Origin of the sequence: Pseudoalteromonas sp. ND6B (assembly GCF_000764215.1) — a bacterium.
Classification (GTDB): domain Bacteria; phylum Pseudomonadota; class Gammaproteobacteria; order Enterobacterales; family Alteromonadaceae; genus Pseudoalteromonas; species Pseudoalteromonas tetraodonis.
Genome location: NZ_JQFL01000014.1, coordinates 144225 through 157310, shown reverse-complemented (window position 1 = coordinate 157310; position 13086 = coordinate 144225). Strand labels below are relative to the sequence as shown.

11 protein-coding genes are annotated in these 13086 nt (G+C 41.6%); 4 read left to right on the top strand and 7 right to left on the bottom strand.

The features are described from left to right. From pcnB to ND6B_RS14490, 4 genes are all read right to left on the bottom strand, one after another. The gene (gene pcnB, locus ND6B_RS14475; RefSeq protein ID WP_024602358.1) at positions 1-1299 is read right to left on the bottom strand and encodes a polynucleotide adenylyltransferase PcnB; all 1299 of its coding nucleotides are present in this window, start codon (positions 1297-1299) and stop codon (positions 1-3) included. Positions 1300-1604: 305 nt separating this feature from the next. Beyond that, on the bottom strand, positions 1605-2501 hold the full coding sequence (gluQRS, locus tag ND6B_RS14480; protein ID WP_033102866.1) for a tRNA glutamyl-Q(34) synthetase GluQRS: 897 nt from the start codon (positions 2499-2501) through the stop codon (positions 1605-1607). Positions 2502-2514: 13 nt separating this feature from the next. Further along, positions 2515-2958, bottom strand: a complete 444-nt coding sequence (gene dksA / locus ND6B_RS14485; RefSeq protein WP_013465738.1) for an RNA polymerase-binding protein DksA — start codon at positions 2956-2958, stop codon at positions 2515-2517. A gap of 222 nt (positions 2959-3180) precedes the next feature. Continuing rightward, positions 3181-4164, bottom strand: a complete 984-nt coding sequence (locus ND6B_RS14490) for an AraC family transcriptional regulator (RefSeq protein ID WP_033102865.1) — start codon at positions 4162-4164, stop codon at positions 3181-3183. Positions 4165-4308: 144 nt separating this feature from the next. Between ND6B_RS14490 and ND6B_RS14495 the strand changes: the two genes are divergently transcribed. Beyond that, positions 4309-6858 (top strand): penicillin acylase family protein, encoded by a 2550-nt coding sequence (locus tag ND6B_RS14495; RefSeq protein ID WP_033102864.1) that lies wholly within the window; start codon positions 4309-4311, stop codon positions 6856-6858. Between the two features lie 42 nt (positions 6859-6900). On the opposite strand, the gene sfsA is transcribed toward ND6B_RS14495, so the two are convergent. Continuing rightward, complete coding sequence (gene sfsA / locus ND6B_RS14500; protein ID WP_033102863.1) at positions 6901-7620, bottom strand: DNA/RNA nuclease SfsA; 720 nt, start codon at positions 7618-7620, stop codon at positions 6901-6903. Between the two features lie 269 nt (positions 7621-7889). Here sfsA and pepB point away from each other — a divergent pair, with 269 nt between their 5' ends. Continuing rightward, positions 7890-9188 carry an aminopeptidase PepB gene (gene pepB, locus ND6B_RS14505; protein ID WP_028835718.1) on the top strand — a complete coding sequence of 433 codons (1299 nt, stop codon included), beginning with the start codon at positions 7890-7892 and terminating at the stop codon, positions 9186-9188. Positions 9189-9364: 176 nt separating this feature from the next. Beyond that, positions 9365-9931, top strand: a complete 567-nt coding sequence (locus ND6B_RS14510) for a phosphoribosyltransferase (protein WP_008111161.1) — start codon at positions 9365-9367, stop codon at positions 9929-9931. A 248-nt stretch (positions 9932-10179) separates the two neighbouring features. Here the strand turns inward: ND6B_RS14510 and ND6B_RS14515 are convergent, their stop codons facing one another. Further along, positions 10180-10836 carry a Crp/Fnr family transcriptional regulator gene (locus ND6B_RS14515; RefSeq protein ID WP_016900456.1) on the bottom strand — a complete coding sequence of 219 codons (657 nt, stop codon included), beginning with the start codon at positions 10834-10836 and terminating at the stop codon, positions 10180-10182. Between the two features lie 278 nt (positions 10837-11114). Between ND6B_RS14515 and ND6B_RS14520 the strand changes: the two genes are divergently transcribed. Further along, positions 11115-11351, top strand: coding sequence for a YgjV family protein (locus ND6B_RS14520; protein ID WP_033102862.1), 237 nt, complete (start codon positions 11115-11117; stop codon positions 11349-11351). 27 nt (positions 11352-11378) lie between these two features. Here ND6B_RS14520 and ND6B_RS14525 read toward each other — a convergent pair whose 3' ends face one another. After that, entirely contained in the window at positions 11379-13067 is a 1689-nt protein-coding gene (locus tag ND6B_RS14525) for an amidohydrolase (RefSeq protein ID WP_033102861.1), read from the bottom strand. Between the last annotated feature and the right edge of the window lie 19 nt (positions 13068-13086).

The window sequence follows — 13086 nt, the reverse complement described above, 5'->3', positions numbered from 1 at the left end:
TTACTCAGCTGGTTTTTTAGTGGTGCGCCGACGAGGACGCTTACGTGGTTTTGGTCCGCCTTGATGACCTAGCTCTCGCACCATTTCTTTTTGGCCATTAATATCTTGACTCAAGTACTGCGTCCACCACTGTGCAAGCTCTGTATGCTCAGTTTCACCGGCATCAACACGCAGTAGTAAAAAGTCATAAGCGGCTTTAAAACGAGGCTGCTGTGTCAAGCGATAGGCACGTTGGCCTGCACGTTTGTCTAAACGTTGTTGAATATGCCAAATATCACGGGCGCCTAACGTAAAGCGTTTTGGTACTGCAATATGCTGAGCGTTCTCACTAAGTACTTTATTAATTGCTTGGGCAAAGGCATCGTATTCAGAGAGTTGTTCTTGACGTCGAATTTTTTCAGTACGTTCAACCAATGGAAACCACAGTAACGCTGCAAATACAAACGCAGGGGTGACTTTTTTCTCTGCATTAATGCGAATGTCAGTGTTTGCAAACATTTGCTTGATGAAGGTTTCTTCAAGCCCGCCTGGGTTTTTATCTAAAATGCGGTCAAGTTCAGGGAACAACGATTTAAATAACCCGTATTTGCGCAGCATTAAAAAGTTTTGTTGTGCTTTGCCGTTTAAAAACAGCTTGAGTATTTCTTCAAACAAACGTGCCGGTGGAATGTTATCAAGCAAGCTAGCTAGAGCGGTGATTGGCTTTTCGCTTGCAGGTGCTATTTGCATATCGAGTTTAGTAGCAAAGCGCACTGCACGAAGCATACGCACGGGGTCTTCACGATAGCGTGTTTCAGGATCGCCAATTAACTCAATTTGTTTTGCCTTTATGGCCGCTAAACCATTGGCGTAATCATAAATACAAAAATCATTGATTGAGTAATATAAGGCATTGATTGAAAAATCACGACGCTCGGCATCTTCTTCAATGCTGCCAAATACGTTGTCGCGAAGTAGTTGCCCATGTTCGCTTGATTGGCTAATTTGATTTTTGTCTTCTTGTGCTTCGTGATGGCCGCGCATGGTGGCCACTTCAATAATCTCACGACCAAAAACAATGTGCGCTAAACGAAAGCGGCGGCCAATTAAACGGCAGTTACGAAACAGTTTTTTAACTTGCTCAGGGGTTGCATTGGTTACAACATCAAAATCTTTGGGTTGTTGACCTAACAATACATCGCGAATGCAACCACCAACTAAGTAGGCATCATAGCCACCATCTTTTAGGCGATAGAGTACTTTGATTGCATTTGGGCTAAATTGTTTGCGAGAAATACCATGCTCACCTCGAGGGATCACCAACGGTTCACTGCTGATTGCGACATCTTCGGCACTGGCATTCGGGCCGATAATTTGTCGACAAAATTGAAAAAGCTTGGAAATAATAGTCTGTCTCCTAGAGAAGCGGTTGATTGACTCGCCATTGCAATCAAAATGACAACAAGTACCTTCTCATAGAGCTGTACTTACTGTTTTATGTAATTAGCATATATTTAGGCGGCTATCATATACCAGCAAGGTGGAAAAATTAAGTTGCAGTGCTGAAATTAAGCCATTTTTAACGATTTTATTTGAATTTGTTATACCCAATCCGCGAAAGAGCGTTAAATCTGTATTTCACGCGTAGTGGGAACGCGGCTTAAGTTAAAATGTGCCACGCCCCAAGCAAGTAATTGCTCTGTGGTTAAATCCATAAGTTGGTCGTGGGTTGGCAAACCTAAAAAGTTAAATACCGCTATCAAAGTTGGTTTGGGATTTTGTTTGCAAATAGCGGGGGCGTAATTTTGTTTAGAGAGTTTAAATCCGGGTTTTGCTACCGCTAAAGGTAAATGAGCAAATTCTGGAATAGGGTTATTAAGTTGCTTAAACAGACTTATTTGATGGGCGGTAGGTTCAAGTAGATCAGCGCCTCGTACAATTCGATTGATCCCTTGCTCAATGTCATCAATAACCACCACCAGTTGATAGGCAAATAAACCGTCGCTACGTTTTATAATGTAATCTTCATGGGCCAGAGCAGGGTCAACGTCAATACGCCCCTGAATAAGGTCGTTATAAGTTACGGTTGCATGGCATTGAGTTAAGCGAAGGGCATGACCCTGTTCACTGAGTTGGCTATGTTTACATTGCCCTTGATAAATTCCACCTAGCGCTTTTATTTGCTTACGAGAGCATTGGCAGGCATAAATAAGGTGTTGTTTTGACAGTGAGTTTACTGCATCTTGATAAATAGTAAGACGCTGTGTTTGATACACAACGTTTTCATCCCAATTAAGGCAGTAGGCGTCTAAGGTATTTAGGATATCGGTGGCTGCGCCTTTAACAACGCGAGTGGTGTCTATATCTTCAATGCGTACTAACCATTTCCCTTGGTTAACTTTTGCATCTAGGTAGCTACCTACAGCCGCCACAAGTGAGCCAAAATGTAACGGCCCCGAAGGAGACGGTGCAAATCGGCCGCGATAGTCAGATACTTGCGCGGTAACGGCTGTAGAAGACATGGCTATAACTTAATTAGCCGCGTCCAGCTTGTTTTTCTTTAATTTCGGCAAGTGTTTTACAGTCTACGCATAAATCAGCAGTAGGACGTGCTTCTAAACGACGAATGCCAATTTCAATGCCACAAGACTCACAAAAACCAAACTCGTCTTCTTTAATTAAGTTGATTGTTTTTTCAATTTTCTTAATTAATTTGCGTTCGCGGTCACGAGTACGAAGCTCTAATGAGAACTCTTCTTCTTGTGCTGCGCGGTCAACGGGATCAGGAAAGTTAGCTGCTTCGTCTTGCATGTGTGACTTAGTACGATCAACTTCGTTTCGTAAATCATTACGCCAAGTTTCTAAAATTGTTTTAAAATGAGCACGTTGTGCTTCATTCATGTACTCTTCACCCGGTTTTTCTTGGTATGGTTCTAAACCGGCTTGAGCCAATAAACCATGTCTTTTTTGGTCTGGCATAACTCTCTCCTAAATCCTTAATTTAATGCCTCAGCATTAGCCGGCGGTATAAATAACAGAAACTCATACCCTAGGCAAATTTATTTTTAAATAATCGAATTAGCTTCAACCCTGTTTACCCATATAAAAGTAGCAAAAGCAGTGTTTATACTTTTTTATTACAGTATCGGTTTATAAACTGGCGTTGTTATGTGGGCAAAAATAATAAAAACAACTTATCTTTTACTTTTCGGTTAAGTATTTTTTAGGCGTAATGCAATACCAGCGTTTAAAAGCACGCTGAAAAGCGCTTTGTTCAGAAAAGCCCAGCGCAGTGGCAATGTTTAACGAACTGAGTCCTTGTTTTAGTAATATAAGGGCTTGTTGTTTGCATATTTCGTCAATAATTTTGCTGTAGCTGGTGTGTTGTTGTTTTAAGTAACGCTGTAGGCTGCGAGTTGATAGCGCTAATGCCTGAGCAGCTTGCTGAACACTTAAACGCTCTGGCAGGTGTTGTGTTATTAGCGCTTTGAGCTGACTAATATACTGAGCTTCGTGGTTGTAGTTAATAGCCTGTGCGGCTAATAAAGTTTCTAGCTCGTTATTAGCGCCTTGTAGTGGGCAGTGTAGTAATTGGCTATCAAAGATCATGCTATTTGTTGTGCTATTAAACTCAATAGGACAGTTAAATACACTTTGATACTGTTTAACTTCATTGATGGGCGGTTGTGGGCGCATTAATTTTATTTGGCTGAGCATCAACGGGGCTTGCCATTCACAACATTGTTGAGCAAAAGCAAGCCAGCTACTAAAAAGCTCATCTGCCATGAAGTGTGTGACTGGTGTTTTGGGGTGCCATTCTAGGCTGCTGTGTTGTTGGTGATGATGTAGGCTAATAGTGCCAATGTTTCTAACTAAGGTATGCAGCTTTAAAGCATGTTGTAATGCGCTTAATAAAGAGTCACTCACTAAAGCAATATGCCCAAGTAATCCCCAGTTTTGCGCATTAAGCGCTTGACCAAACTCTAATCCTACTGTGTTCCTATTTAAGTGTTTTGCGCCAATGCTCATGAGCTGTTCGTAATCAGCAAGCGGGTATTTATAGCGACTGTTATTAAGTTGCTGCCCTCCTTGAGTAATATTATTAAGTAAGTGTTCTTTATTCAGACCTTGAGAAGCTAAGTAACTAGTTAAAGAACGAATAATTTGGCTACTTACAAAATACATAAAATATCCTTTTCTAGACGGTTAAAGTTTAAGCTGCCCTAACTGGCGGGCAAAGTCAATTTTGTGCGTTTGAGGTCAAGATTTTAATAAGTATTTACGGCATGGTTGTAAAGTTAAACAATAATAATGACAAGGAACACCACAATGAAGCCCCATTTACTCTCACTTTGTATCGCCAGCAGTCTGCTTTTAGTAGGCTGTGGTGAAGATAATGATAATAACGTTGCACCACCAATTGTCGTGGTGCCTGATCCCGCTCCAGAGACAAGCGCGCCAATAATTGCATTTGATGACGATAATAAACTTGATGCGAATATCCGTTGGACTACCTTCGGTGTGCCGCATATCACTGCTGATAACTTAGAGAGCTTAGCGTTTGGTAGTGGTTATGCTTATGCTAAAGATCATGCGTGTCTATTGATGGATCAAATTATTAAAGTGCGCGGTGAACGCTCGAAATACTATGGTCCAGATAAAGTACCAGGCAGTGGCGACTCAACGCATTTAATTTCTGACTTTGGTTATAAAGCCTTGGGTGTGAATGAATATGCTCAAGCCAATTATGATCAATTAGAAGAGAACAGCCGAGCGCACTTTGAAGGGTTTGTGCAAGGCTTTAATAAATACGTTACTGATACGGGGGTTGATAATTTAGCGCCGGAGTGTGCCTCTGCACCTTGGGTTACCAGTTTAACAGCACAAGATATGTTGGCGTACTCTATGGCTACAGTGCAGCTAGCCAGCTCGGCTAACTTTTTAGAGCTCGCTTTTTTAGCAAACCCGGGTGATGCGAATGAGTATCTGCCAATGCCTACGTCAGAGCAGCCAAGTGCTGTGTCTTCAATGGTAGGCAATATTAATCAGCGAGCAAAGCAATTTAAGCTAGAGAAAAAATTTGAGCACTTAGGGTCAAATGGTTGGGGGCTTGGTAAAGATATGATGGCCAATGGTAAAGGTGGTCTATTAGCAAATCCTCATTTTCCTCACGAGGGCAATTTACGCTTTTGGCAATCACACCTAACCATTCCCAACGCTATGAATGTAATGGGGGGCAGTTTGCAAGGGATGCCAGGAGTGATCAATATTGGTTTTAATGAGCACATAGCTTGGACCCATACTTTTTCTACAGCACGTCATTTTTTAATTTATCAGCTAGCACTAAATGAAAATGATCGCATGGGTTACAGCGTTGAAGGTGATAATTATGAAATTACTTCAAAAACAATTAACGTTGAGGTAACTGTGGCACCAGGGACCACAATTACACTTAGCAAACCGTTTTACTATAGCCACCATGGTTTAATGATTGAAACACCTGCCGCAAATGGTTTAGGGTGGAACGACAGCCAAGCATTTACCATCAAAGATGCCAATGAATTTAATATGGATGTGGTTGCTCAGTGGTCAGCTATTAATCAAGCAACCAGCTTAGAAGAGATGAAGGCCTCGTTTGCTAAATACGATGGCGTTTCATTTAATAACACCATGGCCAGCGATAAAGAAGGTAATGTCTTTTTTGTTGATGACAGCACCGTTTTGAAACTGGGTGATACCGCAAATATGGCAATTCGTTTGCAACCTGAATTGGTTGCACTTAGAGAGTCGACGGGCTTTGATTTAGTACCTGGTAACTTAAAGTTATTTGAGCCGCAAGGCGTTGTGCCTTTTGAACAAGCTCCCCAGCTAAGTCGCACTGACTACGTACAAAACTCAAATGACAGCTATTGGGTTACTAATCTTGAACAACCTCTTGTGGGCTTTGCTGCGCAATATGGCGATGTTCATCAGCCATTATCATTGCGTACCCGTATGGGTTTGAAGCTCATAAAAGAGGGAGGCGGTGAAGACAGTAAGTTTGATTTGGCTGAACTTGAAAATGCGCTAGTAGGCAATCGTATCTATTTAGGTGAATTAGTATTTGATGATTTAGTTGCCCAGTGTAAAGCGCGTGGCGCAACACCGATTACACTAACTAATGGAGCAAGTATTGACCTAACAGCTGCCTGCGCCGTGTTAGAGGGCTGGAATGGCGCTATGAACCTTGATACACAAGGTGCTGCGTTAATCAGAGAGTTTGCTCACTTATTTAATGGTGATGAATACTTATATGATAATTTTGATGTGACCAACCCTGCAAATACGCCAAATACCTTACTTGCCGATGGCTCTGCGTTAACGGCTTTAGCGCATGCAGTGCTTAATTTACAAAGCAATGGCGTGGCATTAAACAGTACTTTAGGTGAGCTGCAATTTGTTGAAAAAACGCTAGCAGGCGGTATTGCTTCAGGCGAGCAACTTCCTTGGAGTGGGCCAATGAGTGTGGAAGGAGGCTTTAATGTGTATCGTTTTGATCGCAGTAGCAGTCGTTCATTTTCTACGGTGATCCCATATATCGATCATCAAACATTGGATGATGCGATAACAGGTAAACCGTTAGCGTCAAATTTAACAGCCAGTGGTTACCCTGTTAATTATGGATCGAGCTGGATGTTTGTGATGAACTTTACTGATGATGGTCCTGTGGCAAAAGGGTTACTGACTATGTCGCAAAGTTCAGATTCAAGCTCAGAACATTTTGATGATCAATCGCGTTTTTACTCAAATACGCCAGTATTAAGGCCTATATTATTTAAAGATGCAGATATTAATCTAAATTTAATTGATGAAATGGATTTATCAATGAATAAAGAGTAAGCACACTTTGAGCGCCAGTACGAATGCTGGCGCGCTGTTTACCTAGTCAACAAACGGCACTTTTTCAATTAAAGTAACTTCACTCGCTGAAATGTGTGCTTTATAAGCTAATACTTCTACGCCTTGCTCAATGGCCTCGCTAAGCAATTGTGCATAGGTTGGGTCAATATGCGCCGCAGCACTGACTTGTGTGATGCCTTGGTGCAGCACCGCAAATAGTAATACCGCACGATGCCCTTGTTTTACCATGTCGATTAATTCACGAATATGCTTTTGCCCACGAACTGTTTGGGCGTCAGGGAAGTAACCCTGACCACTTTGTGGATGATCTTCGCTCAGCAGCGTGACTGATTTTACTTCAACATAGCAATTGGCTTTGCTGCTGTGGGTAAGTAAAAAGTCGATGCGGCTGTTTTCACTGCCATACTTCACTTCACTTTGTATTTGTTGATAGCCTGTAAGCTCATCAATAACCCCATCATTTAGTGCTTCTTCGACCACTTTATTGGCGATAGCGGTATTTACACAGATAAGCTGTGATACATTATTTTGTGTCAGCTCTAATGACTGCGGGTATTTTCGCTTGGTATTACTGCTGGTGGAATAAAAGGCATTAAAACCAGCATCGGCACAGCCCGTCATTTTACCCGTATTAGCACAGTGAGCAGTAAAAGTGGTGCCATCACTGAGCTCTAAATCAGCTAAAAAGCGTTTGTAACGCTTTAATAAAGTGGCAGATTGTAATGGCGGGGTGTACTTCATTAATGACTTCCTTATGTAACCTGAGCGCTGGATAAAAAATTTATTTCAAGTAGTTGTTTTAGCGCTAACTGCGTTGAGTTCACTTTTTCTAGAGATAATAAACTTAAATGCTTTTATAGCTCAATATGTTAGCAAACTTCTTTACCCGAGTTTAGGGTAAGTAAAATTGAGGTTTACAGGCGGGTTGAGGTTATTCACCTCAAGCAGTTGGGAACTTAAGCGCTCTATAGTAAACTCAACCGCACATTTAAGTGCAAGGATATTCTAACATGAGTGAAAAATTTGTTGTTCAATTAAGCGAGCAGTTGGCACCAGGGCATTGGGGCGAAAGTGCGTCATTATCTTTTAACGAACACGGCGCAACGGTTCATTTATCTGAGCAAGAAACATTAAAAAATGTGCAAAAAGCGGGTCGTACAATTGCAAATCAAGGCATTAAAAATGTTGTTCTTGAGGGTGATGTATGGTGCACAGAGAGCCAATGGGCTTTTTATCAAGGCTTTGTATCACCAAAAGTACTAAACGGTGTTGAGTTTGTTGATAACGCACAATCTGATCTTAAAGAACTCGCTGATTTAAAAGCATCGGCAACGTGGGCACGTGAAATGATCAATGGCACAGCCGATGACATATACCCAGAGAGCTTAGCTGAAAAAGCCGCTGAATTTATTCAATCACTTGCACCAGAGCATGTTAGCTATCAAATAATAAAAGGCGATGCGCTATTAGAACAGCAGTGGATTGGTATTCATGCCGTAGGTCGTGGTAGTGAGCGTCCGCCAGTATTACTTGAGCTTGATTACAACCCAACTGGCGATGAGAACGCACCGGTAAGCGCAGCACTTGTTGGTAAAGGTATTACCTTTGACTCAGGTGGTTACTCAATTAAACCAAGCGAAGGCATGTTGGGTATGAAGTGCGACATGGGTGGTGCAGCAACCGTAACCGCAGGTTTGGCACTGGCAATTAGCCGTGGCGTAGAAAAGCGTATTAAGTTGTTTTTATGTTGTGCAGAGAACTTAATTTCGGGTAATGCATACAAACTAGGTGACATTCTTACTTACAAAAATGGCACAACCGTTGAAATTGTAAACACCGATGCTGAAGGGCGTTTAGTATTGGCTGATGGCTTAATGGCCGCAGGCGAGACAGGCGCTCCGCTTATTATTGATGCAGCAACCCTTACTGGTGCAGCCCTTGTTGCTGTTGGTCAAGAGTACAACGCATTGTTTGCCCTTGATAAAGAGCTAGTGCGTGAAGTGGAAGACTTTGCGTCACAAGAAATGGAAGCTGCATGGCCATTACCACTTGAAAAATGGCATCAACAAAACTGCCCATCGCCGTATGCGGATACAGCAAATAGCCGCGCCCAAAAAGGCGGTGGTTTCGGTGGTGCATCTAACGCTGCTGGTTTCTTATCTCGCTTTGTGCCAAACGATGGCAAAGGCTGGGTACACATTGATTTAGCCGCTGCATTTAATATGGGTGGTAGCACAAGTCAATGGGCTTCAGGTGCAACTACACAAGGTATGCGCACCGTAGCACGTACCCTACTTGAAAAGGCATAATCTACTGAGATTACGCATTAGTTAAAAAAATAGGTACCTTAGGGTGCCTATTTTTTTATGCGCCAAACAAGCAATTTTGTTTTATTTACGGTAAAATCCTTCGCCATTACGTGTTTGGGCATCTATTTTTATTTAAACCTCGCTCAAATATTATACATACCACTGGGATCCCTACTATGTCAGAAAAGTGCTATATCACGGCTCAACAATTACTTGAAGATTCATTCCGCGTAGCGGCACAAGTGTATAAAGATGGCTTTCGTCCAGATTTTATTATTGGTATATGGCGCGGTGGTGCTCCAATCGGGATTGCGGTTCAGGAATATTATGATTACAAAGGCATAGAAACGGATCACATTGCGGTTCGTACCTCGTCTTATTACGGTATTGGTAAGCAATCAAAAGAAATCAAAGTACATGGTTTACACTACATAGTTGAAAACGCTAATGCAGGTGACTCTTTACTGATTGTTGACGATGTTTTTGACTCCGGTCGTAGCATTGTGGCGTTAAAAGAGAAGCTCTCTGAGCTAATGCGTTTAAACTTACCACGTGATATTCGTATTGCCTGCCCATACTACAAGCCAAAAAATTCAAAAGTTGATACAGTGCCTGATTACTACATTCATGAATCTGAAGAATGGTTAGTATTCCCGCATGAATTATCAGGTTTAACGCCGGATGAAATTATTGAAGGTAAATCTGATTTAGCTAAAATCCACGATATTTTACTTGAAAAGTAAGTAACCTGACCTCTGGATAATAAATCTATCTCAAGCAGCTATTTTCAGCGCTAACTGCGTTGAATTTACTTGCAATAGGCCAGCTATTGACGCGAAAATTCGCCTTGTTTTCACTGTAAATCTCTGGCTAGAGAAAATAAATCTAACTATCACCCATAATCAATATGTTAGTAAATCTCTTAACCATAGTTCAGGTTAAGTATTATTTTACCTAATAAAAAAGGCCTTAATGGCCTTTTTTATTGTCTTTAAAGCTGTGCAAAGCTATCTACATAGTCACTTAATTTGGGTATATCGACAGCTTGCAGTCCTTGCGTGCTTCTTTGCACTAAGTTTTTCTCTACTAACTCACTCACTACACGCCTGTATGCACGCTCAGTGGTTGCAAAGCGCTCTGCTTCTGCATTTACCGTAGGGTAAGCACGTAACAAGGTGGGATTGTTATTCTCTGCACGTAATAAGCAGTCTTTGGCAATATTGTAGCTCAACGGCAGTAACAGCTTATCTAAATTAATTTTTTGATTTTCTTGAAACTTAGCCGCAATCGTTTGCGCCGTATATAAGCTTAGCTCGGGTTTATCGAGTAATAATGAACGCCAATGTTTTAATTCAATCAAATTATACGTGACATCACTAAAGCAGGTTACCGTGTAAATGCAGGGGTTATTATTGAGTGCTTCAATTTCGCCAATTAGGGTATTGTTACAGTCGAGTTGGCCAAGTAGCAGGCGCCTGCCATTACCTACATCGTAACTAAACGATACAGTTCCACTTCGCACTAATACCAACTTAGTTAACGGCTGGTCTTGCTGTATTAATATTTCTTTTTTTGATTGCTGAAAACTACTGCCGGCAAACGTCAGCAGTTGATCAACAAGGTAACTGGAAAAATGGTATTGAAACATCAATCATGCTCTTCGGACAATTGTCCTATTTATTACACCTTAATGACGATAGCATTAAGATTAAGAATTTACGCTAACTTGCCCACGCTGTTAATATAATTAATGGCGTTAAATGACCTTCATTCTTCCGTGTAATGATTAAAAATTGTGGTATTAACCAGTATATTTTAAGGTTTTATTGGTAAGTTAGCTTTTTTATTTTAACTACTGCGTAGCGTAGCTAGATAATGTACTAAAATTTAACGCGTAATACTAACCTAAAGCCTAGGAGAGAACAATTGAGTTGGGAATATTTAGGTTATTTAGCATCCGCCTTATTAGTCATATCATTAACCATGACTGATGTAACCAAACTACGTTGGTTTAATTTACTTGGCTGTATTGCGTTTACTTTTTACGGTGCGGCTATAGGCTCAGTGCCGGTGGCTTTTACCAACGGCTTGTTGGCTTTGGTCAATATCTATCACATTATTAAGTTATATCGTCAGTCAAAAGTTGATACAAAAAAGGGTTAACGCAAGTTAACCCTTTTTTGTTTTTAATTACTCAGCTTTTGCGACGTCTTTTTCGTAGCGTAACGTACCCGCAATCCACGTTTGCAGCACCTGAGTTTTGTATAGCTGCTCAATGGGGACTTTAAAGTAGTCTTGATCAACCAGTATAAAGTCAGCCCATTTACCTTGCTCTAAACTCCCTAGCTTAAACTCTTGATGCGCTGCATACGCGCCGCCAAGGGTAAACGCACGTAATGCATCTTCTCTGCTTAACACTTCACTGGCGCGCCAACCGTTTTCAGGCAATTGATTATGATCCATACGTGTAATGGCAGAATATAAGCCATCAAACGGGTTCGCGAGCTCGACAGGGTAATCAGAACCCGCTGCAATAGTCGACCCCTGCTCTAAGAATGTTTGCCAAGCGTATGCGCCTTTGAGTTGTTTATCGGTTAAACGCTGCTCTGCCATGTGCATGTCCGATGTAGCATGCACAGGTTGCATTGATGGAATTATTTTCAGTGTTTTAAAGCGCGGTATATCCTCCGGCGAGACTATTTGCGCATGCTCCATGCGATTACGTAGTAGTATGCCACCGGTTTGCTTAAATACATTTTGATAGGCATCAAGCACAATTTTATTTGCTCTATCGCCAATGGCGTGGGTATTTGCACTAAACCCGCTTTTAAAAGTGAGTGTAAATAATTGTTCTAGCTTTTCTTGGGTTTCAAGCATTAGGCCAAAGTGGTTTGCTCTGTCGGCGTATTCTTCAATAAGCGCGGCACCGCGTGACCCTAACGCACCATCAGCGTAAATTTTTACACTGCGAATAGATAAAAAATCTTGAGCATCTTGATACCGGCCAGCTTTAAGCATCATATTTAAATCTGGGCTTGCTGCACTTAACATCGCTACAATTCTAAGCGGTAATGTGCCTAACTCGGCGCGCTGTTTATAAACTTGCCACGTGGTTTTATCAATACCCGCATCGTGGGTTGAGGTAATGCCTAAGCTTAATAAATGTTTACCTGCGGCATCTAATGCATTACTGACCGATTGCGCAGACGTTGCAGGCATATGCTGGGTAACCAAGGTTTCTGCTTTATCTATAAAAATACCGGTTGGTTTGCCAAACTCATCTTTTATAATTTCTCCACCAGTAGGCGATAATGTATCAGCGTTAATATTAGCAAGCTCCAGGGCTTTTGAATTAACCCAAATAGCGTGGCTATCTACTCGCGATAAAATAACAGGGCGGTCGCTGACGACTTTGTCTAAATCAGCGGCGGTAGGGAAACGTGTGTCTGACCATAGCTCTTGGTTCCAGCCCCGACCAATGATCCAACCTTCTTTGCCTTTGGCAAATTCGTTGAGCTTAGCGGTTATTTCATCTACCGATTTTGCGCCGCGCACATCCAGCTGTGACAAGTTATCACCAAGGCCAATTACATGCCCGTGGGCATCAATGAGTCCTGGTAATAAGGTTTTACCATTGGCGTCAATTAGGGTTGCGCCCGGAAAACTATTTTTCAAGCTGTCGGGGCCTGTTTTTACAACTTTGCCATCTTTTATGATTAAGGTTGTAAATGTGTTTACTTCGCCGTGGCGCATTTTTCCTTTGTATAAAGGGGTGTAGCCATTGGCATTATATATTACTTTCGTTTGTGCAATTGCCACACTAGATAAGGCGCAGAGGCTTGCAAGTAATACCGGTTTAATTAATTTATTGAGTTGCATATGAGGTATGTTGTTATTA